Origin of the sequence: Pedobacter riviphilus (assembly GCF_014692875.1) — a bacterium.
Lineage (GTDB): Bacteria > Bacteroidota > Bacteroidia > Sphingobacteriales > Sphingobacteriaceae > Pedobacter > Pedobacter riviphilus.
In genome coordinates this window covers 3993910-4019657 of record NZ_CP061171.1, presented here as the reverse complement: position 1 = coordinate 4019657, position 25748 = coordinate 3993910, and the positions used below count along the sequence as shown (strand labels likewise).

Here is a 25748-nt window from a genome sequence, read left to right as displayed (position 1 = left end):
CTTGCTTCTAAAAATGATAAATCCGGTTTCTGTTGTTAATAGCTCTAACAGGAAACCATAATTAAAAATAAGATGAGCCAAAGAATCAGAATTAAATTAAAATCTTACGATTACAACTTGGTAGATAAATCTGCTGAGAAAATCGTAAAAACTGTTAAACCTACGGGTGCAGTGGTAAGTGGTCCGATTCCACTTCCTACAGAGAAAAAAATCTTTACTGTTTTACGTTCTCCACACGTAAACAAAAAAGCTAGAGAGCAATTCCAATTGTGCGCTTACAAACGTTTATTGGATATTTATAGCTCTAATTCTAAAACAGTTGATGCTTTAATGAAACTTGAATTACCTAGTGGTGTTGAAGTTGAAATCAAAGTTTAATTGATTTTAAAAGAACAGAAAAGGCCTTGATGCAAATCGAGGCCTTTTTTTATATATCCCAAATTCCAAAACAAAAGCTGAGCTGGCTGGTTGTATTGATATGACTGGTAAAGAAAAGGAACGAGAAGGATTACCTATTGAGGGGCAGGATTTTGCCGATCCTATAGCGGGATTGAAAGATAAGCCATCCTCGCATGGTGAAGTGGCTAATCAAAAAGATGGTGATTTTTCTGAACTGGAAGAAAGCAGAATGGAAAATCCACCAAAACATCGTGATGAAAATGGATCAACTAAAAACGATTTGGCTAGTAGTACACATATTGATCAAAGTAAAGGCATACAATAGCTGCAATTGACTGCAGGATGGGTAAGATGAGACGAAAAGACCGGTTGGTATACAATTAATGTCTGATTAAACTTTTTATTGTACCAATTGTTGTTATAATAGAAGTGTCCACAAAAAAAATGGCTATGGAAAGTAATGAAAATAAAAATGTCGATCCTAATGAGGAGATTAATCTCAATGAGGAAGATATAGAATGGGATAATGGAGAGGCTACTTATGGGCATAAACGCGCCGATTTTAAGCGTAAAGACGAACCAGAAGCATCGCATTTATTGAAAACAGAAAATGATCCGACACATGCCGTAAATGAAAATTTGAATAATTCGAATTTAAGTCAGGACGAAGATATTGGAAATAGGAACAAGAATAAGGAGAAAGGTTTGAAGGGAAAGGATTTATAGTCTAGTTATAAAGAGACTATTCTTATAGAATAATCCCTTTATAAAATTTATGCATTTTCCGGTAGATGGAAATTAATTAGGATTCCACAACTGAAATGCGTTAATCAAGTAGCAAATGCCCTTAAATAGTTAGTCTCTGATTTTTTTTTAATCTTTGTCGCGAATCCTACAGCGCTGCAAATTTCAAGAACTTATAGTCAATTTACAAGGACTATGGCATTAATGTATTGATAAATGTCAATTATTTATGTCTTTTGTGTCAAATTAATTATTAATATAGATCACTTGTTTGCCGATAATCCTGTCTTATTTTTTCAGAATAATTTCTAATCTTATCTACATATCTCGGAACTTTTTCCTTAAAGTCGTCAATTAATGATTTTCCATCAGCTGCCCGCTTTTTGGTGGCATATTTAAAGCCATATACGGCTGCTGCCCCTAAAACAGCATATTTTAATAGTCTCATAATTGCCTGTTTATATTCCTGTATTTAATGCATGGTTTTCATCAGCCTCATTAATGCCAATATTCGTTTTAAAATCTTCAGATGAACTTCCTGTGTGGCTTGCTGCGCTCTTTATGGTCGGATTTTTATCAGTACTATTATATGCATCGTCACTAAGCGAATCTTTACCTTGCGTGCCAGAATTATCCAGGCCGTCTTTGGCTAAAGGATTTCCCTTAATCAATTCGCTCGGTTCTTTGCCATAACTGGTTACTACATTGGTGTTGTTACCTTCTTCGTAAGCTTTTTGTACATCAGATTTTTCTGATTGCTCATCACCTGATCCTACGTAACCTTCAATATGCTCTTCTTTGTTATATATGTTCGTTTTCATGATATAGTCTATTTAAATTAAACAGATGATGTTAGAAATAGTTTGAAGCACAATTTTAATGATAAAATTTACCTAAATTTTTATGCTTAACCATTTTCGCGTTTTGTTTAACTTGCGCCAAATTTTAAATGCCAACGGGATAAATGGAGTGGAAATATTTACTTTCGAATAAGAGATACGGACAAGAGCAATATGGTGCCAGTACAGATCGGGCACGATCTGATTTTCAGCGTGATTACGACCGGTTGATTTTTTCGTCTCCTTTTAGAAGATTGCAGAATAAAACCCAGGTTTTCCCATTGCCTGGAAGTGTTTTTGTCCATAACCGTTTAACACATAGTTTAGAGGTTGCCAGTGTGGCCCGCTCAATGGCAAATATTTTTTTAAAAAGTGTAGAAGAGCAACAACCACAACTGATTAAAGATGTTCCTTTAATTAACGAAGTAGGTAATATTGTGGCTGCCGCTGCGCTGGCGCACGATTTAGGAAACCCGGCTTTTGGGCATTCAGGTGAAGCAGCTATTTCACGCTATTTTACCGATGGTGATGGGAAAGTTTATCAGAAAGAAATGAACAAATCGCAGTGGCAAGATTTAGTTAATTTTGAAGGTAACGCAAATGCCATCCGGATTCTTACGCATCCTTTAAAAGGAAAAGGCAACGATGCCTATGCCTTAACTTATTCTACGCTGGCGTCGATTGCAAAATATCCCTGCGCCTCAATTGCAGGTAAACAAAAGGGGTTGCTGCACCGTAAAAAATACGGTTTCTTTCAGTCGGAAGCAGAAACTTTTCAAAAGATCGCCTCCGAACTTCATTTGGAGAAAGAAGACGGCGAATACCTCATTTATAAACGCCATCCTTTGGTTTATCTGGTAGAAGCTGCTGATGATATCTGTTACAGCATCATTGATTTGGAAGATGCACACCGCTTAAAGATACTTTCATACGAAGAAGTAAAGCGTTATCTGTTGCCCTTTGCCAATTCTACCACCATAGAAGATCGCTTAAAGCACGATTATGAAGACGATGATGCCAAAATTGGCCTGCTTAGGGCCAAAGCGATTAACACCTTAACAAATCAATGTGCAGCCATATTTTTTAGAGAACAAGAAAAATTATTGAAAGGGGAGCTTAATCAAAGTTTAACCGATTTACTGCCCGAACCCTATATCTCAGCCTGGAAAGCCGTAGAAAAAATCTCAGTGGAGCGTATCTACAATTTCTCGTCGGTTATACAGAAAGAGGTAGCTGGTTACAAAATTATGGCCGGTTTATTAGAAGAGTTTGTTCCTGCACTTATTCATAACAATACACACTATTACAAGAAACTGGTTAAGCTTATTCCTAAACAGTACCATACCGATTTAACCGATATTTATTCTATTATACAGAGTGTATTGGATTTTGTTTCGGGCATGACAGACCTTTATGCTGTAGATTTGTACCGCAATATTAAGGGAATATCTTTTCCTTCAGAAACCTAAAGCTGTAGTTTTTAGGTAAAAACAAACCCGCTCGCACTTCTACTAATTGAAGGGATTGGCATCTCGCTTTGAGTTTATGTGGTGAAATGTTGCTACTATGAGTGAAATAAACCCGACAGTAGCGAAAATCCTTTTTGTTGCCCCTTTGATAAACTCAGGAAGACAGGCACAAAAAGATTGTAGCGAATGGCGGGGCCGGTGGAACCGAAGTACCACAAGCCCTGCTTTACTTAAAAATAACTGGATTTAATTTATTTTTTTTTGTTCGGTTTAGGTTATCTTCCCCGACCATCATCCCATTTATTACGTTCATCCTGCAGCTCACGTGCAAGTTTCATTTCTTTGTCTTTTGCCTTTACTTTGTGTGCCTGAAATTCATCGGCCACTTCCTGGTAAAGTTCTGTACGGTACTTGGCCTCGTGCCTTAATTTGCCAGATTGGAAAATAATAAAAGCTAAACCAATGGCCAGCACAATAATTATCGACCATACAATGGTGTTGTAGGTTCCTTTATCAAAGGCGATACCTAAAAATTTAATTTCATTAACTGAAGCAGTAGCATTGGCCAGCGAGCTTTCTTTTCCGGTTACTTCACCTTTTAAACTCAAAATATTACCAGCCTGTGCTTTAATTTCCTGCCTCGCTTCCTGTAATTGCTTGCGTTCCTTTCTTAGCGTATCGTTAACACTTTTCCATAAAGATGATAATCGGTTTGGGTTAATCAGCCTTGCGCCGTTGAAGCTTTTAGATTTCTTTAACATGAATTGATACTGGCCATTTAGAGACGGATCAGTATTTTTTGTGGTATCAGGCAAAGTTTGCCCAAACGCAACGTTCAAAAATAGCATAGCGCCTAAAAACAATAGGGTGTGTTTAATTTTCTGCATAGTTTAAATATAGGTGTTAGAATGTAAAACTACATTTTTATCTATTTCCCAATTAGTAAATTTGTTTAAGGTTTTGGCAAATCGATAAAATTGTTTCGGTTTAACATTCTAAATAACAATTTTATCTAAGTTTTATTATAAATTTATTTGCGATAGGTTACATTTGTTTCATGCAAATAGGAATTATTGGTTTAGGAGATATGGGCAAATTGTATGCACTATCTTTTGTAAACGCTGGTTATAAGGTATGTGGGGCAGATATGCCCTTACGTTTTACAGATTTAAAAAATGAGCTGGAACCTAAAGGAATCGAAGTCTTAATCGATGGTCATGAGGTTGCCCGTAAATCAGACTTTATTATCTATTGTGTTGAAGCCGAAAAAATTGATGAAGTGGTGGCTACTTTTGCACGCTCTACTAAATACGGTGCAATAGTTGCCGGGCAAACCTCGGTTAAACATCCTGAAATTGCTGCTTTCGAAAAACACCTCCCGGAGGATACCCAGATTGTAACCTGCCATTCTTTACATGGTCCGGCATTTAGTCCGGAGGGACAAACGCTGGTGGTGGTGCGTCACCGTGCTACCGATGGTGTATATGCCAAAGCTTTAGAAATTTATAAATCTTTAAAATCGAACATTATTGAAATGGACGATTACAGAGAGCATGACCGTATTGTGGCCGATACGCAGGCGGTAACGCACATGGGTTTCGAAAGCATGGGTTCTGCTTGGAAAAATGCAGGTTTCTTCCCCTGGGATAATCCTGCTTATGCGGGTGGAATCGATAATGTGAAAATTTTGACCACACTGCGGATTTTTAGTTACAAATCGCACATTTATGCCGGTTTGGCCATTTTAAATCCTTATGCACAGAAACAGGTAAAATATTACGCCCAGGCAGAATCTGAACTGTTTAAGCTGATGATCTGCGAAAATGAGGCGGTGTTTAGAGAAAAGATCTATGCGGCACGTGATTTTGTTTTCCATGAGAGCCGTGCGCTTTTGTTATTGGACGATAACATCATGAAAGAATTCAGCCTATCAGACGCCAGCCATAAACAGAAACCAAATTCGCATTTAAGTTTGCTGAGTATGGTATATGCCTGGTATAAAATGGGCGTAAACCCTTACGATAACCTGATCTGCCAAACGCCACCTTTTAAACTGAGGTTGGGTATTGCTGAATACCTTTTCAAAAACGAAGCGATGTTAGAAGAGTCGATTAATACTGCTTTGTATGATAAATCTATCCGTGGAGATGATTTAGAATTTCATACTGCTGTGCACGAATGGGCTTCTATTATCGGATATGGGATTTAAAAGGGTACAAAGAACATTTCGAAGCTGCCAAATCATTTTTCGCCAATAGGCTGAATGATGGGAGGGATTTGAGTGCGGAGATGATTAAGCGGTTAGGAAAATAGATTAACATAAATTCAGGGTGACGGTTATTTTATCTCAAAATTCTATTTTATCCCCTTTATATATAGACTTTATTTTATTCCCTAAATTCTTCGTTTAGCCAAAAAGAGTGCAGTATATTTGCCCGCATGTCGGTATTGCTGTTTACCATTATCGTTTTATTAGGTGCTTTTTTAGCCGGATTATTGGGCTCGCTCACTGGTTTAGGTGGAGGGGTAATTATTATTCCATTACTTACGCTGGCTTTAGGGGTTGATATCCACTATGCCATAGGGGCATCTATTGTTTCTGTTATTGCTACTTCTTCTGGTTCTGCAGCTGCATACGTGAAAGAAGGCATTACTAATATCCGCATTGGGATGTTCCTGGAAATCGCTACTACAATAGGAGCGGTGTGTGGTGCTGTTATAGCTGTTTATCTAAATGCCAACTATATTGCTATTCTGTTTGGCTGTATTTTAATCTTTTCAGCCATCATGACTTTAAAGAAAAAGGTGGATCATACAACTTTAGATAATACCGATAAATGGGCCAATTTTTTTAAGCTGAACGGATCTTATCCTGATAAAGGTGTAGATCATCCATATGCGGTGAAACACGTGCCAGGTGGCTTCTTGATGATGTTATTTGCCGGAACACTGTCTGGATTGCTGGGCATTGGGAGTGGAGCACTAAAGGTAATTGCGATGGATAATATTATGCGTTTGCCCTTTAAGGTATCAACCACAACCAGTAATTTTATGATGGGTGTTACGGCAGCGGCCAGTGCAGTGGTTTATTTGCACCGTGGGCAGATCGATCCTGGCATTGCCATGCCGGTTTGTATCGGTGTTTTAACAGGGGCAACAGTTGGCTCGAAAATTTTGTTAAGAGCCAAAACCGATAAACTTAAAATTGTATTTGCTATTGTAGTTGCTTTTTTGGCACTACAGATGATATATAAAGGAGTAAGTGGGTTATAATGGATACAACAGGAAAAGAAAACCTAAACGATAAGGATATCCAGGTAATTCTGGGCACGCTATTGCGTGCGGGGGTAGTTATTTCGATGAGTATTGTATTATTAGGAGGTGTCATTTTCCTGATCCATAATAATGGCGCCATTACCGACTATAAAGTTTTTAAACCTGAGCTGAGCAAGTTTTCTTCCATAGTGGCTATATTTAAGGGAGTATTAAGCTTTCAGGGCGACGCAATTGTACAGTTTGGAATCCTGATGCTTATTTTTACCCCAATTGCCCGTATTGTTTTCGCTATTTTTAGCTTTTTAATCGAACGCGATTACCTGTATGTACTGATCGGATTTATCATTTTGGCCATTATAACCATCAGTTTAAATGGCGGATTGGCACATTAACATCTCTTTTCTAGTTAAATCCCATCATATCAGCAATTTATTTGAAAAAATATTTTGCTAACTATTTGAAAATTAATAATTCTTGTCTATCTTTGCCGTCCCTTTCGGGGGATGTACAACCACCTTGAACGAAGCCCTACTGCTTCGATGGGTGTTAAAAAGAAAAGATAAAATGTCAGGAATTATTGGAAAAAAAGTAGGAATGACCAGTATCTTTGATGCCGAAGGAAGAAACATTCCTTGTACGGTAATCGAGGCTGGGCCTTGTGTAGTTACACAAGTAAAGACCGAAGAAAAAGACGGGTATTCATCAATCCAATTGGGTTACGATGAGAAAAAAGAGAAAAACACAACTCAACCGTTAAAAGGCCATTTCGCGAAAGCAAACACAACTCCGAAACGCAAGCTGGTAGAATTCGATTCGTTTACAACTTCACTTAATTTAGGTGATGTAGTAACCGTTGACGCATTCGCAGAAGGCGATTTTGTTGATGTTGTAGGTACCTCAAAAGGTAAAGGTTTTCAAGGTGTTGTAAAACGCCACGGATTTGCCGGTGTTGGTATGCAGACTCACGGTCAGCATAACCGTTTACGTGCTCCAGGTTCATTGGGAGCATCATCATTCCCTTCACGTGTATTCAAAGGAATGCGCATGGCTGGAAGAACAGGTGGAGACAGGGTAAAAATTCAGAACTTACAGGTTTTGAAAGTTTATGCTGAGCAAAACTTATTAGTAGTTAGTGGTTCCATTCCAGGAGCTAAAGGTTCTTACGTAATCTTAGACAAATAATCAGATGGAAGTTAAAGTATTAAACATTTCAGGTAAAGAAACAGGTGCCAAGGTGCAACTTCCTGAATCGGTATTTGGTATCGAGCCTAACGACCACGCGATTTATTTAGATGTTAAACAGTATTTGGCTAACCAACGTCAAGGTACTCACAAATCTAAACAACGTAATGAGATTGCTGGTTCAACTCGCAAACTATACAAACAAAAAGGTACAGGTGGTGCCCGTGCTGGTAGCATTAAATCTCCGTTATTTAACGGTGGTGGTCGTGTTTTCGGTCCTCAGCCACGTGATTACAGTTTTAAATTGAACAAGAAATTAAAATCATTAGCACGTAAATCAGCTTTAGCTTATAAAGCAAAAGATAACAACGTGGTAGTTTTAGAAGATTTCAGCTTCGATACAATTAAAACTAAAAACTATACAAGTTTATTGGCTGCTTTAAAAGTAGATACTCAAAAAACTTTATTGGTTTTACCTGCACAAAATAATAATATCTATTTATCAAGCAGAAACGTTCAGAAAACTAAAGTAATCTCGGCAGCAGATTTAAATACTTATGATGTATTAAACGCTGGTGTACTTGTGTTAACTGCTGATTCTGTTAAAACTTTGGAGGAGGCGTTTGCCAAATAATATGGAAATTTTAAAAAAACCAATATTAACCGAAAAAGCTTCAGCTTTAACTGAGAAATCTAACCGTTTCACGTTTAGCGTTAACCACAAGGCTAACAAAATCCAGATCAAAGCAGCTATTGAGAAATTGTACGGTGTAACCATCGTTGCAGTTAACACTATGGTTGTTGATGGAAAAGCTAAATCTCGTTACACTAAAGCAGGTTTTGTATCAGGCCGTAGCCCGAAATACAAAAAAGCAATCGTAACGTTAAAAGACGGCGAAACAATAGATTATTACGCAACCCTTTAATTTAATAATTCATTATAACTATGGGCTTAAGAAAATTTAAACCAGTTACTCCAGGTACCCGCTTCAGAGTTGGTGCTAGTTTTACGGAGATTACAGCAACCAAGCCCGAAAAATCATTGGTTGTATCATCAAAAAAGTCTGGTGGACGTAACAACACAGGAAAAATGACTATGCGCTACATGGGCGGTGGTCACAAAAAATCATATCGTTTAATCGACTTCAAACGCGATAAATTTGATATTCCTGCAACAGTAGCTACTGTTGAATACGATCCAAACCGTACTGCCCGCATCGCATTATTACATTATGCAGATGGCGAGAAGCGTTATATCATCGCTCCTGAAGGATTGCAAGTTGGTTCGGTATTATTATCGGGCGACAAAGCAACACCAGAAGTAGGTAACACTTTAAAATTATCGAACATTCCATTAGGTTCTATCATCCACAACGTGGAGATTCACCCTGGAAAAGGAGCACAATTAGCTCGTAGTGCAGGTGCTTACGCACAATTAGCTGCCCGCGATGGTAAATATGCTACTTTAAAAATGCCTTCAGGCGAAACCCGTTTAATCTTGACTACTTGTCTTGCTACTATCGGTGCTGTATCTAACTCAGATCACGCAAACGAAGTATTAGGTAAAGCAGGTCGTAAACGTTGGTTGGGCCGTCGTCCGAGAACTAGACCGGTAGCGATGAACCCAGTAGATCACCCAATGGGTGGTGGTGAAGGTAGATCATCAGGTGGTCACCCACGTTCAAGAAATGGCGTTTTAGCTAAAGGCTACAAAACCAGAGAACTTAAAAAATATTCTAATCGTTACATCATAGAGAGAAGGAAGAAATAATGGCTCGTTCGATAAAAAAAGGACCTTATATTGACCATAACGTAGAGAAAAAAGTAAACTCTATGAATGATTCAGGCAAAAAGTCTGTAATCAAAACTTGGTCTCGCAGATCAATGATATCACCAGATTTCGTGAATCATACATTTGCTGTACACAACGGAAATAAATTTATCCCTGTGTACGTTACAGAAAACATGGTTGGTCACAAGTTGGGAGAATTTGCTCCAACCAGAACATTCAGAGGACACGCTGAAAAGAAAAAATAATTAGACAATGGAAGCAATAGCAAAATTAAACAATTGTCCAACCTCACCGCGTAAGATGCGTTTGGTTGTAGATCTTATCAGAGGTGAACGTGTAGAAAAAGCATTAAGCATTTTAAAGTTTACCAATAAAGAAGCAGCAATAAGAGTTGAGAAATTATTATTATCTGCTATCAAAAACTGGGAATCTAAAAATGAAGGTGCCCGCCCTGAAGAAAACCAACTTTTTGTAAAAACAGTTATGGTTGATGGTGGCCGTCAGTTAAAACGCTTACGTCCAGCTCCTCAAGGCCGTGGATATAGAATTCGTAAACGTTCTAACCACGTAACGCTGATTGTAGATAGTAAAAACACAGAAACTCAAAACTAATTAGGAAATGGGACAAAAAGCAAATCCAATAGGTGCCAGGTTAGGAATTATCAAAGGATGGGATTCTAACTGGTTCGGTGGCAACAACTACTCCGATAAATTAGTTGAAGATGAGAAAATAAGAAAATACCTTTCTGCCCGTATCGCAAAAGGCGGTGTTGCAAAAGTGGTTATTGAGCGTACTTTAAAACGTATCACTGTAACTATCCACACAGCTCGTCCAGGTATCGTAATCGGTAAAGCAGGTGCTGAGGTTGATAAAATCAAAGAAGAGTTAAAGAAATTGACTAAAAAGGAAATTCAAATTAACATCTTCGAAATTAAACGCCCAGAACTTGATGCACAATTAGTTGCAGAAGGTGTTGCAAAACAATTAGAAGCAAGGATCTCATTCCGTAGAGCAATGAAATCTTCTATCGCATCAACCATGCGTATGGGTGCTGAAGGTATCAAAATCATGACTTCTGGTCGTTTAGGTGGTGCTGAGATGGCACGTACCGAGCAGTACAAAGAAGGAAGAGTGCCTTTGCATACATTCCGTGCTGATATCGACTACGCTTTAGCTGAAGCCTTAACTACTTATGGTAAAATAGGTGTTAAAGTTTGGATCTGTAAAGGTGAGGTTTATGGAAAACGTGATTTGTCTCCAAACATTGGTGCAGCAAACAACGGTCCAAAAGGCCAGTCAGATAAACCAGCTTTCGGTGGAAGAGATAACCGTGGTGGCGGAAGAGATAACCGTGGCGGTGGTAACGACAGACGTGGTGGGAACCAAGGCGGCGGTCGTGGTCCAGGCCAAGGTGGTGCAAACAGAGGTGGTGGCGCAGGCGCTAACAGAGGTCCTCGTAAATAATTGATTTATTAACATCGTTTAACGATTAGAACAAAATAAAATGTTACAGCCAAAAAGAACGAAGTTCAGGAAGATGCAAAAAGGCAGAATGAAGGGTTTAGCTTCTCGTGGAGCTGAGTTAGCATTCGGATCTTTCGGTATCAAATCTCTAGAAGCTACTTGGATCACAAGTCGTCAGATAGAGGCTGCCCGTATTGCCGTAACTCGTTTCATGAAACGTGAAGGCCAAGTATGGATCAGGATCTTCCCGGACAAACCGGTAACTAAAAAACCTGCTGAGGTACGTATGGGTAAAGGTAAAGGTGCTCCTGAATATTGGGTAGCAGTTGTAAGACCAGGACGCGTAATTTTCGAAGCTGAAGGTGTGCCTTTAGAAGTTGCTAAAGAAGCATTGCGTTTAGCAGCTCAGAAATTACCGATCCAAACCAAATTCGTAGTACGTAGAGATTACGTAGAAGCATAGTAAAGTGTTGAGGTGAATGTTGTAAATACTTGTTTATTATAACCGCTACACTCAACGTAAAAGAAAAAGAAAAATGAAAAATTCAGAAATCACAGGGCTTTCAAAAGAAGAATTAGTAGCTAAGATTGCGGAAGAAAAAGAGAACTTATCAAAATTGAAGTTCGCTCACACTATTTCAGCTATCGAAAATCCTTCACGCATTGCAAAAGTAAGGAAAGACATAGCCCGTTTAAACACTGCGTTGACTAAAGTGAAAAACACTGAGTCAGCTACTGAAACTAAATAATTTGAGAGTCGACATGGAAAGACAATTAAGAAAAACAAGAACCGGGTTAGTGGTAAGCAACAAGATGGATAAATCTGTTGTAGTGAGCGTGGAACGTAAAGTAAAACACCCGATTTATGGTAAGTTCGTAAAGAAAACTACCAAATTTATGGCTCACGACGAGAAAAACGAATGCGGTATCGGTGATACAGTGTTGATTATGGAAACTCGTCCTTTGAGTAAAAACAAGAACTGGAGATTGGTACAAATTTTAGAAAGAGCTAAATAAGATGGTACAACAGGAATCGAGATTAAACGTTGCTGATAACAGCGGCGCAAAAGAAGTATTGGTAATTCGCGTGCTAGGTGGAACCGGCAAACGTTATGCTTCAATTGGTGATAAAGTAGTTGTTACCGTAAAAAGCGCGTTACCTTCAGGTAACATTAAAAAAGGTACAGTTTCTAAAGCAGTTGTTGTAAGAACTAAAAAAGAAATCCGTCGTAAAGATGGTTCTTATATCCGTTTTGACGATAATGCTGCTGTATTATTGAACGCACAGGATGAGCCAAGAGGTACACGTATCTTTGGCCCGGTTGCGAGAGAACTACGTGAAAAACAATTCATGAAAATTGTATCATTAGCACCGGAGGTATTATAAAATGGGAAACAAAGTAAATACACCATCAAAACTTAAAATCCGCACAGGAGATTTAGTTAAAGTCATTGCTGGCGATTCAAAAGGTCAACAAGGAAAAGTACTTTCAGTACTTACAGATAAAAACAGAGCCATTGTGGAAGGCATTAACTTAGTATCTAAACATACTAAACCAAATGCTGCTAATCCAAACGGTGGTATTATTAAAAAAGAAGCTGCTCTTCACATTTCTAACTTGATGTTGGTTGATCCAAAATCTGGTAAAGCTACCCGCGTAGGTCGTAAACTTAACGCAGATGGTAAATTAGTTAGAGTTGCTAAAATTTCAGGAGAGGAGATTAAATAATGGCTACACCTAGATTAAAAAGCAAATACAAAGAAGAAGTTGTAAATGCACTAAAAGAAAAATTTCAGTACAAAACTGTAATGCAGGTTCCTAAATTGGAAAAAATCTGTATCAATCAGGGTGTTGGTCGTTTTTCTGTTACTGATAAGAAAATTATGGATACCACTATCGTTGAGTTGACTACTATTACTGGTCAGCAGGCGGTTCCGGCTAATTCAAAGAAAGATATCTCTAACTTTAAATTACGTAAAGGTATGCCAGTAGGCGTACGTGTTACATTACGCGATAACAACATGTACGAGTTCTTAGATCGTTTGATCTCTGTAGCTTTGCCTCGTATCCGCGATTTCAAAGGTATTAATGATAAAGGATTTGATGGAAAAGGTAACTATACATTAGGTGTTACTGAGCAAATCATCTTCCCTGAGATTAATATCGATAAAATCAATAAAATTTTAGGTATGGATATAACTTTCGTAACTTCGGCAAAATCTGACGTTGAGGCTCTTGAGTTATTGAAACAATTCGGATTACCATTTAAAAATCAAAAAACAGCAGAATAATGGCAAAAGAAGGTGTAAAAGCACGCGAAGTTAAGCGCCAAAAATTGGTAGCTAGATACGCTGAAAAACGTGCAGTATTAAAAGCTGCAGGAGATTTCGAGGGTTTAGATAAATTACCTAAAAACTCATCTCCGGTACGTTTACACAACCGTTGTAAATTAACTGGTCGCCCTCGTGGATATATGCGTACCTTTGGTATTTCAAGGGTAACGTTCCGCCAGATGGCACTAGACGGTAAAATACCAGGTGTTAAAAAAGCATCTTGGTAATATCAAAGTATTAAGTACTAGAGTATCAAGTATCGAGACAAAATATGGTCTTGATACTTGATACTTATGTCTATATACTAAAAAAAAGAATTTTAACCGGTAGCAGGTCCCACAGCTGGGTAGCAGAAGGAAACCACTATCAAAAACAATAAAAAATGAATACAGATCCAATAGCAGATTATTTAACAAGAGTAAGGAATGCCATTAAGGCCAACCACCGTGTTGTAGAAATTCCTGCATCAAACCTTAAAAAAGAAATTACCAAAGTTCTTTTTGACAAAGGTTACATCGCGAACTACAAGTTTGAAGATACTACAGTTCAAGGCACTATTAAAATTGCTTTGAAATACAATCCGATTACTAAAGTTCCTGCTATTCGTACATTAGTGCGAGTAAGTAAACCAGGTTTGAGAAACTATGCTGGTGTTGAAAATATGCCAAGAGTATTAAACGGTTTAGGTATCGCAATCTTATCTACTTCTAAAGGTGTAATGACCGATAAAGAAGCAGCCAAATTAAACATTGGTGGTGAGGTATTGTGTCACGTTTATTAATATTAGGAGAACAGCACAATGTCAAGAATAGGAAAAGCCCCAATTACAATCCCTGCAGGTGTTACAATTACCGTATCAAAAGATAACGTAGTAACTGTAAAAGGTCCTAAAGGAGAATTAACACAAGCAGTAGATTCAGATATCACTGTAAGTCAGGAAGACGGAATTTTAACAGTTCAACGTCCTTCAGAACAAAAGAAACACAAAGCATTACACGGTTTATATCGCTCATTGCTTAACAACATGGTTGTTGGTGTTACAGAAGGTTATAAATTAACTCAAGAATTAGTAGGTGTTGGTTACCGTGCTACAAACACAGGTAATACATTAGATTTAGTTTTAGGTTATTCTCACCACTACGTATTCCAATTACCAGAAGAGATTAAAGTAACTACACAATCAGAAAAAGGTCAAACACCTAAAATTATTTTAGAAAGTATTGACAAACAATTGATCGGTCAAGTAGCAGCGAAAATCCGTTCGTTACGTGCACCAGAGCCATATAAAGGTAAAGGTATCAAGTTTGTAGGTGAAGTGTTAAGAAGAAAAGCAGGTAAATCAGCATCTAAAAAATAGTAATCATGGCAGGTAAAAAATTATCAAGAAGAGATCGTATTAAAAAAGGGATCAGAAAAAGACTTACCGGTTCGGAAGAACGTCCAAGGTTATCTGTATATAGAAGCAATAAAGGGATTTATGCGCAGGTAATTAACGATGTAACCGGTAAAACAATAGCATCAGCATCATCATTATCGAAAGATTTTACTGGTACTGGAAACAAAAGCGATCAGTCGGTTGCGGTAGGCAAATTAGTTGCCGAAAAAGCAATTGCTGCAGGTGTTAAAGAAGTTGTTTTCGATAGAAATGGCTATTTATACCACGGTCGTGTAAAATCGTTGGCAGAGGGTGCCCGCGAAGCTGGTTTAGTATTTTAATCTGAAGAAAAAGTAAGATGTCAACTATTAATATAAAAAGAGTAAAAACCACCGATATCGAATTAAAGGATCGTTTGGTTAGTATACAACGCGTTGCCAAAGTAACCAAAGGTGGCCGTACTTTCAGCTTCTCAGCAATTGTTGTTGTAGGTGATGAAAACGGTGTTGTTGGTTTCGGTTTAGGTAAAGCGAAAGAGGTAACTGAAGCCATCGCTAAAGGTGTGGATGATGCTAAAAAGAACTTGGTAAAAGTTCCAATTTTAAACGGTACTGTTCCTCACGAGCAAATCGGTAAATTCTCAGGTGGTTTTGTTTTAATCAAACCAGCTGCAGTAGGTACAGGAGTAATTGCTGGTGGTGCGATGCGTGCTGTATTAGAGAGTGCTGGCGTGCATAACGTATTAGCAAAATCTAAAGGATCATCTAACCCACACAACGTGGTAAAAGCAACTGTTGATGCATTAACTAAAATGCGTGATGCTTATGCAGTGGCTCAAACCCGTGGTATAGATTTAAACAAAGTATTTAACGGATAATATCATGGCTAAGATCAAAATAACACAAGTAAAAAGCGTTATCGACAGAAGCGAGCGCCAAAAAAGAACCGTTCAGGCTTTGGGTTTATCTAAAATGAACCAAAGTGTTGAGGTTGAAGCTACTCCACAAATTATCGGTATGGTTCGCAAAGTGAATCATTTGGTAGCAATCGAAGCAATCTAGTAAAAGTTTTAAAGGTAGTATGGGTAAAAGCCGGTACTACCTTTATATATGTTTAATCGTTGTACCTGTTTAGTGAAAGCGAAGGGCAACACAAATTCAAAAAAATGAATTTAAGTAATTTAAAACCTGCAGTAGGTTCTACAAAAAACAGCAAAAGAATTGGTCGTGGTACAGGTTCTGGTCGTGGCGGTACTTCAACCCGTGGTCACAAAGGTGCGGGTTCTCGTTCAGGTCACAAAACCAAAATCGGTTTTGAAGGTGGTCAAATGCCTTTACAACGTCGTGTGCCTAAAGTTGGTTTCAAGCCAATTAACCGTACAGAATATGTTGGTGTAAACTTAGATGTTTTACAAGCTTTAGCTGAAAAACACAGCTTAACAACTATCGATTTCGCTGCTTTACAAGCACATGGTTTAGCTTCTAAAAACGACTTAGTTAAAATTTTGGGTCGTGGTGAAGTTAAAGCAAAGCTAGAAATTACAGCACATGCGTTCTCTGCAACCGCACAAAAAGCTATTGAAGCTGCAGGTGGTTCTATTGTAAAATTGTAATTATTAAATGAAGAAGCTATTTACTACTTTAAGTAATATCTGGAAAATTCAGGAATTAAAAGAGCGTATATTGTTTACGCTCTTAATTCTTTTGGTATACCGTTTCGTATCTCACGTGGTTTTACCAGGTGTGGATCCAACTGCTTTAGGCAATAACGAAAAATCAGGAATCTTAGGCTTACTAGATATGTTTGCCGGAGGTTCTTTCTCTCGTGTGTCTATTTTAGCGTTGGGGTAATGCCTTATATCTCTGCATCGATTGTGGTGCAACTATTGGGTATTGCTGTTCCTTCTTTCCAAAAAATGCAGAAAGAGGGCGAAAGTGGTAGAAAAAAAATGAACCAGATTACCCGTTACCTAACGGTAGCGATCACAATCGTTCAATCTGTTGGTTACGTTAAAACGCAGGTTCCGGCAGAAGCTATTTTATTACCAAACACTTTATTTTTAGTATTATCTACGTTTGTATTAACGGCAGGTACATTATTTGTAATGTGGTTAGGTGAAAAAATTACGGATAAAGGTATTGGTAACGGTACATCACTAATCATCATGGTTGGTATTATTGCCCGTTTACCAGTTGCAATTTCTCAAGAGTTTAGCGCCCGTGTAGGTTCTGCCAGTGAAGGTGGAGGCCCGGTTGCTTTGGTTTTAGAGATCGTTGCCTTATTTGCTGTGGTAATGTTTACCATTTTAATTGTTCAAGGTGTACGTAAGGTGCCTGTACAATACGCTAAAAAAATTGTTGGTAACCGTCAGTTTGGTGGTGTTCGCCAGTACATTCCTTTAAAGGTTAATGCTGCTGGTGTTATGCCGATTATTTTTGCTCAGGCGTTAATGTTTATTCCAGGTGCTTTAATGCAGTTTGTTCCTTCATTACAAGGTTCTTGGTTAATCCAGTTCAGCAATACAACTTCGTTGGCTTATAGCTTAACATTCGCGTTTTTAATTATCGCATTTACTTTCTTCTATACTGCAATTACAGTTAATCCAACTCAAATGAGCGACGATATGAAGAAAAACGGTGGTTTTATCCCAGGTATTAAGCCGGGTTTTGCAACATCAACTTTTATTGATGATGTAATCTCTAAAATCACTTTCCCAGGTGCAGTATTTTTAGCGATCATTGCTATTTTACCTTCATTAGCTGTTAAGTTTGGTATTAAACAAGAGTTTGCGCACTTCTTCGGTGGTACTTCTTTATTGATTTTAGTTGGTGTTGTATTGGATACTTTGCAACAGATCGAAAGTTATTTATTGATGCGCCATTATGATGGTTTGATGAAAACGGGTAGAGTTACTGGCAGAACAGGTGTTCCTGCTGCAAGTAGCAATGCAGCGTTGTAGTGTAACGGATGTCTAAAATTTATTACAAATCTCTAGAGGAGATCGAGTTAATAAGAGAAAGTTCCATGCTTGTTTCTAAAACTTTAGCCGAAGTGGCCAAGGTGATAAAAGCAGGCATGACTACTATTCAGTTAGATAAACTAGCCTATGAGTTTATAAGTGATCACGGAGCGATACCGGCATTTTTAAACTATAATGGTTTCCCTAATTCTTTATGTATTTCGCCAAATGAGCAAGTTGTTCACGGTTTTCCAAGCGAGTACGTAATCCAGGAGGGGATCTGATTTCAGTTGATTGTGGCGTGATTAAAAACAATTATTTCGGCGATTCGGCCTACACTTTCTCTATCGGGGAAATAGATGCAGAAAAACAGAAATTGGTTGAGGTTACTAAACGTTGCCTGGAGTTGGGTATAGAAAAAGCTGTTGTTGGTATGCGTATTGGAGATATCGGTTTCGCTGTTCAGCAATATGCAGAAGCTAATGGATTTGGCGTAGTAAGAGAGCTCGTAGGACATGGTGTTGGTATAAAACTTCACGAGAAACCGGAAGTTCCGAATTATGGGAAGCGTGGTGCAGGACCAAAACTTGAAGAAGGAATGGTAATTGCGATAGAACCCATGATCAATGCAGGCGTAGGCGGTGTTAAATTCCATAACGATGGATGGACGGTAACGAGTAAAGACAATAAACCATCGGCACATTTTGAACACACAGTAGCCGTAAAAAAGGGCAAAGCAGATGTTTTATCAACGTTTTCTATAATAGAAGAAGTTTTACAACAAAAAAAATAAATAATTAAAATTTTTTATTTAATTTTGCAACCCTGTTTAGAAGCAGCTAATTAAGTAACAATCAATAAAATATGGCTAAACAAGCCTCAATTGAACAAGACGGAGTAATAAGAGAAGCATTATCCAATGCGATGTTCCGGGTAGAACTCGAGAACGGGCATGAGATTATTGCGCATATTTCAGGAAAGATGCGGATGCACTACATCAAAATCCTTCCTGGAGATAAAGTTAAATTGGAAATGTCTCCTTATGATTTAACAAAAGGACGCATTACTTATAGATACAAATAAAATGAAAGTTAGATCATCAATTAAAAAACGTAGCGCTGATTGTAAGATTATTCGCCGTAAAGGAAAACTTTACGTAATCAACAAGAAAAATCCTAAATACAAGCAACGTCAGGGGTAATTAAGAATATTGTAATCAACCGCACAACGGTGGCCCGCCGTTCGGAATTACTTCAAAACATCAATAAATATGGCAAGGATTTCAGGTATTGATTTACCAAGAAACAAAAGAGGAGAGATTGGTTTAACCTATATCTATGGTATTGGTAGAACAACTGCACAACGTATTTTAACTACTGCAGGAATCGATTTGAACAAAAAAGTACAAGACTGGTCTGATGATGAGTTATCAGCAATCCGTACAATGATTAACGATGAGATTAAAGTAGAAGGTGCTTTACGCTCAGAGGTTCAGTTAAACATCAAACGTTTAATGGATATCGGTTGTTACCGCGGTTTACGTCACAGAAAAGGTTTACCTTCTCGTGGTCAGCGTACTAAAAATAACTCACGTACTCGTAAGGGTAAGAGAAAAACAGTTGCTAACAAGAAAAAAGCTACTAAATAGAAATTGATAGATATGAGATGTGAGATTTTAGATATGAGTACCATGTCTTTAAAATCTGCTCAAATCTGGAATAAAAGAGAAAATTAGGGTACTGAGTATCGGGGTAGAGAAAGTCTCATATCTCAAGTCTCATATCTAGAATCTAAAAGATAAAATGGCTAAAAGTAAAAAAGTAACAAAAAAACGTATCGTTGTAATTGAGCCTGTTGGTCAGGCCCACATCAATGCTACCTTCAACAACATCATCGTTACCTTAACAAACAACAACGGACAGACTATTTCATGGTCTTCTGCTGGTAAAATGGGCTTTAAAGGTTCTAAAAAGAACACGCCGTACGCAGCTGGTCAAGCAGCTTCAGATTGCGGTAAAGTTGCGTTTGATTTAGGTTTACGTAAAGTTGAAGTATTTGTAAAAGGTCCGGGTTCAGGTCGTGAGTCTGCAATCAGAACTTTGCAAGTAGCAGGTATCGAAGTAACGTCTATTAAAGATATTACTCCACTTCCTCACAACGGATGTCGTCCTCCTAAAAAGAGAAGAGTTTAATTAATTTTAAAGCTAAGAATCTCCAGTTACAGGCTGGATGATACTTTAAAACAGAAAAAAATGGCAAGATATACAGGCCCAAAATCAAAAATTGCACGTAAATTCAGAGAACCAATCTTCGGTCCTGATAAAGTGTTAGACAGAAAAAATTATCCTCCTGGGCAACATGGCTCATCAAAAAGAAGAGGAAAACAATCTGAATATGCTATCCAGTTAATGGAGAAACAAAAAGTAAAATATACTTATGGTGTATTAGAAAAACAATTCAGTAACTTGTTTAAAAAAGCATCTTCACGTGCTGGTATTACCGGTGATAACTTACTTCAGTTATTAGAAGCGCGTTTAGATAACACAGTTTACCGTTTAGGTATTTCAACAACCCGTTCTGGTGCACGCCAGTTAGTTAGCCATAAACACGTTACTGTGAATGGTGAAGTTGTAAATATCCCTTCATATCAGTTAAAAGCTGGTGATGTGGTTGCGGTTCGTGAAAAATCTAAATCTTTAGAATCAATTAGTAACTCAGTTGCAGGTAGAACGATTAATAAGTTTGCTTGGTTAGAGTGGAATGCTAGTGAATTAACTGGTAAATTCTTAACCTACCCTCAACGTGATGAAATTCCTGAAAACATCAAGGAAAATTTAATCATCGAGTTGTACTCAAAGTAATAAATGAGCTAGTTAATTACCTCAATGAGGTAATTAACTTTTTTCATGTTACTATATATTCAATAACGAATTTAAAAAAATATAAATGGCAATTTTAGCATTTCAGAAACCAGACAAAGTGATCATGCAGAAATCAACTGATTTCGATGGCACATTTGAATTTCGTCCTTTAGAGCCCGGTTTCGGTGTAACAATTGGTAATGCCTTAAGAAGAATTTTACTTTCTTCGTTAGAAGGTTATGCTATTACTACTATTCGTTTTTCAGGCGTTTCTCACGAATTTTCTACCATGAAAGGTGTTGTAGAAGATTTAACTGATATTATCTTAAACTTAAAACAAGTTCGTTTTAAGAAAACAGGTGATTCAGGAGATTCTGAAAAAGTTTTCATCATCGTTAATGGTCAAGACCAGTTTAAAGCTGGTGATATCACTAAATTCTCTAACAACTTTACAGTTTTAAACCCTGAGCATGTAATTTGCAATATGGATAAATCTGTTACTTTGGAAGTGGAATTAACCATCAATAAAGGACGTGGTTATGTACCTGCTGAAGAAAATAAAGTTGCTGATGCTGTTGTAGGTGTAATCGCAATCGATTCGATTTATACTCCAATGAAAAATGTAAAATACACGATTGAGAACTTTCGTGTTGAGCAAAAAACGGATTATGAAAAATTGGTTTTAGATATCTCTACTGACGGTTCAATTCATCCAGAAGAGGCACTAAAAGAAGCGGCTAAGATCCTTATCCAACACTTTATGTTATTCTCTGATGAGAATTTAGTATTAGAATCTCAAGCAAAAGAAGAAACTAAAGAAGTAGACGAGGAAATTTTACACATGCGTAAAATCCTTAAAACTGAATTAGTAGATATGGATCTTTCAGTTAGAGCATTAAACTGCTTAAAAGCTGCTGATATCCGTACTTTAGCTGATTTAGTTTCTTACGATGTTGCTGATATGTTAAAATTCAGAAACTTCGGTAAAAAATCTTTAACAGAGATCCAAGAATTAGTAAAATCGAAAGGTTTATCATTTGGTATGAACCTGTCTAAATTTAAATTAGACGAAGAATAATTCAGTTTTCAGTTAACAGTTTTCAGATTGAAAATTGGATATTGAACATTGAGAATTAAATATTAGTTCACAGTGTATAATTCCCTCTGAGACAGAGACGGTATACACTTAATCAAAAAACAATGAGACACGGTAAAAAAGTAAACCACTTAGGTAGAACCGACAGCCACAGAAAAGCGATGTTAGCTAATATGGCAACATCACTAATTAAAGCAAAAAGAATTACTACAACTTTAGCTAAAGCTAAAGCTTTACGTACTTATGTTGAGCCATTAATCACTAAAGCGAAAAATGACACTACTCACTCACGTCGTACAGTTTTCTCTTACCTACAAGATAAAGAAGTAATCACTATTTTGTTCCGCGAAGTGGCTGAGAAAGTTGCTAACCGTCCAGGTGGTTACACTCGTATCATTAAATTAAACAATCGTCAAGGTGATAATGCTGAGATGGCTTTAATTGAATTGGTAGATTACAATACAGTTTACGGTAAAGATGTAGAAGTTAAAGAAGAGAAGAAAACAACTCGTCGTGGTAGAAGCAAAGCTGCTGCGCCTAAAGCTACTGAAGCGAAAGCTGAAGTTGTTGAAGAAGTTGCTCCTGCTGAAGAAGCTCCTGCTACTGAAGAACCAAAAGGAGAATAATTTTATTCGCCTTAAGATTAAGAAAGTCCTGTTCGAAAGAGCAGGACTTTTTTTGTTTTCTTGTTATTCTGAACGGAGTGAAGAATCTTTAAGTATGAAATCTCAATCTGAATAAAGAAATAGAACCTAACTTGGTTAAGCACTTTAGCATATCACTTTCTGTGGCAACAGGAAAAGGATTCTTTACTGCGTTTAGAATGACACCACTAATGAACCAAATAAACAAACGTTTGTCTCATTTTTTCATTACATGGCTTTATTGTAATTAGCTATGCATAAATTAGCCTCAAACAAATTAAAAAATGAAATTTAGGCTTTTTCTATTGCTCTGTCTTTTAGGGCAGCTATCTCTTAATGCTCAAATATTAAAATATACTAGTGGTAATAATGCCTGGAATCCTGACTCGTTAGGTAACCACCGTGTTGTTGTTCAATTTGATGGAACCAATAAAATAGCACATGCCAAAATTGATTGGCGTAGGAGGGATGAACATCCAGAATTAAAAGGAATCATCGTTCAAGATGCAAATGGTAAAACTATTTCAGCTGTGGGCACAGATAAATTGACGAGAGAAAGTGCTGATGTTTATTTCGAAGCACCGGGTTCAGGAAAATATTATGTGTATTATCTCGCTTATAAAAATGAAGGTAGAAGTAATTATCCGAAAGGCGTTTACTTAAAAGCCAAACATGCCGACCAAACATGGTTAACAGCTGCAAAACGGGTTAAAGTGAATGCTTTTGCTGTCGAAATCCAATCTGTTGACGCTTTCAACTCTTTCTACCCGATGGAAATTATTGCAACTGGTAAAGAAACAGCCGCAATAAAGGCCAAATATGCTTCAGCAGCTTTTATCGTTTTTCCAGAAGACAGGATGTTCCCGATCAAAATGCAGAATGATTTACCTTATCGTTGGGTACAAAAAGGAGCTATAAATACTTTTACAGGCTCGGCGAGTAAAGGTGAAAATTATGCTTTTCAACTGGGGTATTTGCGCTGAAAGATTTGAAAAATGTAGTGGTTAACTTCGGCGATTTAAAAACAGTAACAGGAAAAGTAATTTCTTCAAAATATATCAATTGTTTAAACACCAATGGAACAAGTTATGATAACAAACCTTTGGTTGAAACGGTAAATGTAGCCTCTGGAAAAATTCAGCCAATGTGGATTACGGTCGATATTCCTAAAAATACGGCGGCGGGCACATATACAGGTAATTTTACAGTTAAAGCCAATGGAAAATCGAAAATAATAACAGCTAAAATTACAGTAGGGAACGAAGTACTAGCCGATGCTGGTGTAGGAACTCCAGATAAACAGACGCGCTTAACCTGGTTAAATTCTACTTTGGCACAAGCGAATACGGTTGTAGCGCCATATACGCCACTAACGGTTGATGGGAATGTAATCTCGCTTTTAGGCAGAAAGTTCGAAATTAATACAGACGGTTTTCCTAAGCAGATTCAAACATTTTTTAATGCTGAGATGACGGCTTATAGCGAAAAACCTAATAATATCCTGGCTGAACCTATCCATTTTCATTTTTTTAATACCCCGAAAACGCAAGAGAAATTTTCACCGGGTAAATTTCAAATTACGAGTAAAGAAGCCGGAACGGTAAAATGGACTGCCACGAATACTTCTGAAAACCTGAAAATGGATTTAGAAGGTGCTTTAGAGTTTGATGGTTATGTGCATTACGTAGTTAAAGTTACCGCGCTAAAAGATGTCGATTTCAGCAATGTCGATTTTCATATCCCTTTTGATAAAGGTTCAACCAAGTATTTAATGGGTTTAGGGGAGAAAGGTGGTGTTAGACCAGATACCGTAAAATGGAAATGGGATGTGGCGAATAAAAATCAGGATGCCGTTTGGATTGGCAATGTAAATGCAGGCCTATATTATAATTTAAGAGATGAGAACTATATTCGTCCACTGAATACGAATTTCTACCTTCAGAAGCCTTTATTATTACCCAAATCGTGGGGTAATGGAGATAAAGGCGGTATCCAGATTAATGTGAAAGGCAGCTCGATGCTTGCCGATAACTTTACTGGAGCAAGAAGTATGAAAAAGGGAGATGTGTTATACTACAATTTCAATTTATTGATTACGCCTTTCCATTTACTTAATACCGATTTTCAATGGGATAACCGTTTCTATCATAAATATGGTGATTTAGATACAATCAAAGCTAAGGGTGCAACCGTAGTAAACATTCACCATGCCACTCCGATTAACCCTTGGATCAACTATCCATTTATCGAATGGAAAAAGATGAAAGATTATATTAGTCATGCACACTCGAAAGGTTTAAAAGTTAAAATTTACAATACTGTTCGCGAGCTTTCTAACCATGCATACGAATGGCCAGCTTTAAGAAGTTTAGGTACTGAAGTGTATTCTCCAGGCAAAGGTGGGGGCTTTAGCTGGTTGCAGGAACATTTAGATTCGAATTATATTGCGGCCTGGTTTGTACCAGAAATTAAAGATGCGGCCGTAATTAACAGCGGAATGAACCGTTGGCACAACTATTATGTAGAAGGAATGAATTGGTTGGTAAACAACGTTGGGATTGATGGTGTGTATCTGGATGATGTAGCCTTCGATCGGGTGACCATGAAGCGTATAAAACGCGTATTAACGCAAAATAACCATCCAGGTATTATTGATCTGCATTCAGCAAATCAGTACAACAAAAGCGATGGCTTTAACAATAGCGCCATTTTATACATGGAACACTTCCCTTACCTGAACCGTTTATGGTTTGGCGAATACTTCGATTACCAGAAAAACAATCCGGATTTCTTTTTAACTGAAGTAAGTGGAATTCCTTTTGGATTAATGGGAGAGATGTTACAAGATGATGGAAACCCTTGGCGCGGTATGATTTACGGCATGACAAGTCGCTTGGGCTGGTCTGACAAAAGTGATCCAAAACCTTTATGGGCCGCTTGGGATAATTTTGGCATAAAAGGATCTGAGATGATCGGTTACTGGAGTGAAAACTGCCCGGTTAAAACCGATAATCCTAAAGTATTGACAACTGTTTACAGACAAAAAGGTAAAACAATGATTGCATTAGCAAGCTGGGCAGAAGGAGACGTAAAGGTTAATTTAACTATAGACTGGGCCAAACTGGGTTTAGATGCCGATAAAGTAAAAATAGCTGCACCTGCAATTGATAAGTTCCAAACTTCGGGAAGTTACCCTAATGGAAAATTGGTTCCGGTTGAAAAAGGAAAAGGTTTGATTTTGATTCTAGAGTAATATTTTATTGGGGTCACTCTGAACTTGTTTCAGGGTCTTACTCAGATTAGCAGATATTT

General features: G+C 37.6%; 37 protein-coding genes and 3 pseudogenes. 37 read left to right on the top strand and 3 right to left on the bottom strand.

Annotation, left to right across the window (positions count from 1 at the left end; translation table 11 throughout):
- Nucleotides 1–72 precede the first annotated feature (72 nt).
- The 3 genes from rpsJ to H9N25_RS16500 all read left to right on the top strand — a co-directional run bounded on the left by rpsJ (nucleotide 73) and on the right by H9N25_RS16500 (nucleotide 1125).
- Nucleotides 73–378, top strand: a complete 306-nt coding sequence (rpsJ, locus tag H9N25_RS16510) for a 30S ribosomal protein S10 (protein ID WP_008244591.1) — start codon at nucleotides 73–75, stop codon at nucleotides 376–378.
- 100 nt (nucleotides 379–478) lie between these two features.
- Nucleotides 479–724 carry a hypothetical protein gene (locus H9N25_RS16505; protein WP_190326581.1) on the top strand — a complete coding sequence of 82 codons (246 nt, stop codon included), beginning with the start codon at nucleotides 479–481 and terminating at the stop codon, nucleotides 722–724.
- Nucleotides 725–849: 125 nt separating this feature from the next.
- On the top strand, nucleotides 850–1125 hold the full coding sequence (locus H9N25_RS16500) for a hypothetical protein (protein ID WP_190326580.1): 276 nt from the start codon (nucleotides 850–852) through the stop codon (nucleotides 1123–1125).
- Between the two features lie 271 nt (nucleotides 1126–1396).
- Here H9N25_RS16500 and H9N25_RS16495 read toward each other — a convergent pair whose 3' ends face one another.
- Both H9N25_RS16495 and H9N25_RS16490 read right to left on the bottom strand, forming a co-directional pair.
- On the bottom strand, nucleotides 1397–1591 hold the full coding sequence (locus tag H9N25_RS16495) for a YtxH domain-containing protein (protein ID WP_167297013.1): 195 nt from the start codon (nucleotides 1589–1591) through the stop codon (nucleotides 1397–1399).
- 10 nt (nucleotides 1592–1601) lie between these two features.
- Nucleotides 1602–1964, bottom strand: a complete 363-nt coding sequence (locus H9N25_RS16490; RefSeq protein WP_190326579.1) for a hypothetical protein — start codon at nucleotides 1962–1964, stop codon at nucleotides 1602–1604.
- Nucleotides 1965–2107: 143 nt separating this feature from the next.
- Here H9N25_RS16490 and dgt point away from each other — a divergent pair, with 143 nt between their 5' ends.
- Nucleotides 2108–3451 (top strand): dGTP triphosphohydrolase, encoded by a 1344-nt coding sequence (dgt, locus tag H9N25_RS16485; RefSeq protein WP_190326578.1) that lies wholly within the window; start codon nucleotides 2108–2110, stop codon nucleotides 3449–3451.
- Between the two features lie 275 nt (nucleotides 3452–3726).
- Here dgt and H9N25_RS16480 read toward each other — a convergent pair whose 3' ends face one another.
- The gene (locus tag H9N25_RS16480) at nucleotides 3727–4338 is read right to left on the bottom strand and encodes a hypothetical protein (RefSeq protein WP_167297010.1); all 612 of its coding nucleotides are present in this window, start codon (nucleotides 4336–4338) and stop codon (nucleotides 3727–3729) included.
- A 170-nt stretch (nucleotides 4339–4508) separates the two neighbouring features.
- Between H9N25_RS16480 and H9N25_RS16475 the strand changes: the two genes are divergently transcribed.
- From H9N25_RS16475 to H9N25_RS16315, 33 genes and pseudogenes are all read left to right on the top strand, one after another.
- Nucleotides 4509–5660 carry an NAD(P)-binding domain-containing protein gene (locus H9N25_RS16475; protein ID WP_223833412.1) on the top strand — a complete coding sequence of 384 codons (1152 nt, stop codon included), beginning with the start codon at nucleotides 4509–4511 and terminating at the stop codon, nucleotides 5658–5660.
- Between the two features lie 230 nt (nucleotides 5661–5890).
- Nucleotides 5891–6724 carry a sulfite exporter TauE/SafE family protein gene (locus H9N25_RS16470; RefSeq protein ID WP_167297008.1) on the top strand — a complete coding sequence of 278 codons (834 nt, stop codon included), beginning with the start codon at nucleotides 5891–5893 and terminating at the stop codon, nucleotides 6722–6724.
- Complete coding sequence (locus tag H9N25_RS16465) at nucleotides 6724–7119, top strand: DUF1634 domain-containing protein (RefSeq protein WP_167297007.1); 396 nt, start codon at nucleotides 6724–6726, stop codon at nucleotides 7117–7119. Before H9N25_RS16470 ends, H9N25_RS16465 begins: the two co-directional genes overlap by 1 nt.
- Nucleotides 7120–7291: 172 nt before the next feature.
- The gene (gene rplC, locus H9N25_RS16460; RefSeq protein ID WP_057932251.1) at nucleotides 7292–7909 is read left to right on the top strand and encodes a 50S ribosomal protein L3; all 618 of its coding nucleotides are present in this window, start codon (nucleotides 7292–7294) and stop codon (nucleotides 7907–7909) included.
- Nucleotides 7910–7913: 4 nt separating this feature from the next.
- Nucleotides 7914–8543, top strand: a complete 630-nt coding sequence (rplD, locus tag H9N25_RS16455) for a 50S ribosomal protein L4 (RefSeq protein ID WP_190326577.1) — start codon at nucleotides 7914–7916, stop codon at nucleotides 8541–8543.
- A gap of 1 nt (nucleotide 8544) precedes the next feature.
- On the top strand, nucleotides 8545–8835 hold the full coding sequence (rplW, locus tag H9N25_RS16450) for a 50S ribosomal protein L23 (RefSeq protein WP_025145221.1): 291 nt from the start codon (nucleotides 8545–8547) through the stop codon (nucleotides 8833–8835).
- A gap of 20 nt (nucleotides 8836–8855) precedes the next feature.
- The gene (gene rplB, locus H9N25_RS16445) at nucleotides 8856–9680 is read left to right on the top strand and encodes a 50S ribosomal protein L2 (protein ID WP_167297005.1); all 825 of its coding nucleotides are present in this window, start codon (nucleotides 8856–8858) and stop codon (nucleotides 9678–9680) included.
- On the top strand, nucleotides 9680–9946 hold the full coding sequence (rpsS, locus tag H9N25_RS16440) for a 30S ribosomal protein S19 (RefSeq protein ID WP_010599906.1): 267 nt from the start codon (nucleotides 9680–9682) through the stop codon (nucleotides 9944–9946). Before rplB ends, rpsS begins: the two co-directional genes overlap by 1 nt.
- Nucleotides 9947–9953: 7 nt before the next feature.
- A complete protein-coding gene (gene rplV / locus H9N25_RS16435; protein WP_167297004.1) occupies nucleotides 9954–10313 on the top strand; it encodes a 50S ribosomal protein L22 in 360 nt (119 codons plus the stop codon).
- Nucleotides 10314–10320: 7 nt separating this feature from the next.
- The gene (gene rpsC, locus H9N25_RS16430; protein WP_167297003.1) at nucleotides 10321–11166 is read left to right on the top strand and encodes a 30S ribosomal protein S3; all 846 of its coding nucleotides are present in this window, start codon (nucleotides 10321–10323) and stop codon (nucleotides 11164–11166) included.
- Between the two features lie 40 nt (nucleotides 11167–11206).
- Nucleotides 11207–11629: a 50S ribosomal protein L16 gene (gene rplP / locus H9N25_RS16425; protein WP_010599903.1), complete on the top strand. Its 423-nt coding sequence runs from the start codon at nucleotides 11207–11209 to the stop codon at nucleotides 11627–11629.
- 73 nt (nucleotides 11630–11702) lie between these two features.
- On the top strand, nucleotides 11703–11915 hold the full coding sequence (gene rpmC, locus H9N25_RS16420) for a 50S ribosomal protein L29 (RefSeq protein ID WP_029278652.1): 213 nt from the start codon (nucleotides 11703–11705) through the stop codon (nucleotides 11913–11915).
- A 13-nt stretch (nucleotides 11916–11928) separates the two neighbouring features.
- Complete coding sequence (rpsQ, locus tag H9N25_RS16415; protein ID WP_010599901.1) at nucleotides 11929–12183, top strand: 30S ribosomal protein S17; 255 nt, start codon at nucleotides 11929–11931, stop codon at nucleotides 12181–12183.
- A 1-nt stretch (nucleotide 12184) separates the two neighbouring features.
- Nucleotides 12185–12553, top strand: coding sequence for a 50S ribosomal protein L14 (rplN, locus tag H9N25_RS16410; protein WP_010599900.1), 369 nt, complete (start codon nucleotides 12185–12187; stop codon nucleotides 12551–12553).
- 1 nt (nucleotide 12554) lies between these two features.
- On the top strand, nucleotides 12555–12896 hold the full coding sequence (gene rplX, locus H9N25_RS16405) for a 50S ribosomal protein L24 (RefSeq protein ID WP_167297002.1): 342 nt from the start codon (nucleotides 12555–12557) through the stop codon (nucleotides 12894–12896).
- The gene (gene rplE / locus H9N25_RS16400; protein ID WP_086547740.1) at nucleotides 12893–13459 is read left to right on the top strand and encodes a 50S ribosomal protein L5; all 567 of its coding nucleotides are present in this window, start codon (nucleotides 12893–12895) and stop codon (nucleotides 13457–13459) included. Before rplX ends, rplE begins: the two co-directional genes overlap by 4 nt.
- On the top strand, nucleotides 13459–13728 hold the full coding sequence (rpsN, locus tag H9N25_RS16395) for a 30S ribosomal protein S14 (protein WP_025145214.1): 270 nt from the start codon (nucleotides 13459–13461) through the stop codon (nucleotides 13726–13728). Before rplE ends, rpsN begins: the two co-directional genes overlap by 1 nt.
- A 155-nt stretch (nucleotides 13729–13883) precedes the next feature.
- On the top strand, nucleotides 13884–14282 hold the full coding sequence (gene rpsH / locus H9N25_RS16390; protein WP_010599896.1) for a 30S ribosomal protein S8: 399 nt from the start codon (nucleotides 13884–13886) through the stop codon (nucleotides 14280–14282).
- An 18-nt stretch (nucleotides 14283–14300) separates the two neighbouring features.
- Complete coding sequence (gene rplF / locus H9N25_RS16385) at nucleotides 14301–14858, top strand: 50S ribosomal protein L6 (protein ID WP_167297001.1); 558 nt, start codon at nucleotides 14301–14303, stop codon at nucleotides 14856–14858.
- Between the two features lie 5 nt (nucleotides 14859–14863).
- Complete coding sequence (gene rplR / locus H9N25_RS16380; protein ID WP_029278655.1) at nucleotides 14864–15217, top strand: 50S ribosomal protein L18; 354 nt, start codon at nucleotides 14864–14866, stop codon at nucleotides 15215–15217.
- Between the two features lie 17 nt (nucleotides 15218–15234).
- Entirely contained in the window at nucleotides 15235–15753 is a 519-nt protein-coding gene (gene rpsE / locus H9N25_RS16375; RefSeq protein WP_167297000.1) for a 30S ribosomal protein S5, read from the top strand.
- Between the two features lie 4 nt (nucleotides 15754–15757).
- Nucleotides 15758–15937, top strand: a complete 180-nt coding sequence (gene rpmD / locus H9N25_RS16370; protein WP_010599892.1) for a 50S ribosomal protein L30 — start codon at nucleotides 15758–15760, stop codon at nucleotides 15935–15937.
- A gap of 104 nt (nucleotides 15938–16041) precedes the next feature.
- The gene (gene rplO, locus H9N25_RS16365; RefSeq protein ID WP_025145210.1) at nucleotides 16042–16488 is read left to right on the top strand and encodes a 50S ribosomal protein L15; all 447 of its coding nucleotides are present in this window, start codon (nucleotides 16042–16044) and stop codon (nucleotides 16486–16488) included.
- Nucleotides 16489–16495: 7 nt separating this feature from the next.
- Nucleotides 16496–17835: pseudogene (secY, locus tag H9N25_RS16360) on the top strand (preprotein translocase subunit SecY).
- Between the two features lie 8 nt (nucleotides 17836–17843).
- Nucleotides 17844–18628 (top strand): annotated as a pseudogene (gene map / locus H9N25_RS16355) (type I methionyl aminopeptidase).
- 71 nt (nucleotides 18629–18699) lie between these two features.
- Complete coding sequence (gene infA, locus H9N25_RS16350) at nucleotides 18700–18918, top strand: translation initiation factor IF-1 (protein WP_010599888.1); 219 nt, start codon at nucleotides 18700–18702, stop codon at nucleotides 18916–18918.
- Nucleotide 18919: 1 nt separating this feature from the next.
- Nucleotides 18920–19036: a 50S ribosomal protein L36 gene (gene rpmJ, locus H9N25_RS16345; RefSeq protein WP_010599887.1), complete on the top strand. Its 117-nt coding sequence runs from the start codon at nucleotides 18920–18922 to the stop codon at nucleotides 19034–19036.
- A gap of 69 nt (nucleotides 19037–19105) precedes the next feature.
- Nucleotides 19106–19483, top strand: a complete 378-nt coding sequence (gene rpsM / locus H9N25_RS16340) for a 30S ribosomal protein S13 (protein ID WP_010599886.1) — start codon at nucleotides 19106–19108, stop codon at nucleotides 19481–19483.
- A 154-nt stretch (nucleotides 19484–19637) separates the two neighbouring features.
- Entirely contained in the window at nucleotides 19638–20027 is a 390-nt protein-coding gene (rpsK, locus tag H9N25_RS16335) for a 30S ribosomal protein S11 (protein WP_010599885.1), read from the top strand.
- A 60-nt stretch (nucleotides 20028–20087) separates the two neighbouring features.
- The gene (gene rpsD, locus H9N25_RS16330; protein ID WP_029282720.1) at nucleotides 20088–20696 is read left to right on the top strand and encodes a 30S ribosomal protein S4; all 609 of its coding nucleotides are present in this window, start codon (nucleotides 20088–20090) and stop codon (nucleotides 20694–20696) included.
- Nucleotides 20697–20781: 85 nt separating this feature from the next.
- Nucleotides 20782–21774: a DNA-directed RNA polymerase subunit alpha gene (locus H9N25_RS16325; protein ID WP_025145205.1), complete on the top strand. Its 993-nt coding sequence runs from the start codon at nucleotides 20782–20784 to the stop codon at nucleotides 21772–21774.
- A gap of 122 nt (nucleotides 21775–21896) precedes the next feature.
- On the top strand, nucleotides 21897–22418 hold the full coding sequence (gene rplQ, locus H9N25_RS16320) for a 50S ribosomal protein L17 (protein WP_190326576.1): 522 nt from the start codon (nucleotides 21897–21899) through the stop codon (nucleotides 22416–22418).
- Nucleotides 22419–22720: 302 nt separating this feature from the next.
- Nucleotides 22721–25689: pseudogene (locus H9N25_RS16315) on the top strand (glycoside hydrolase domain-containing protein).
- The last annotated feature ends 59 nt before the right edge of the window (nucleotides 25690–25748 follow it).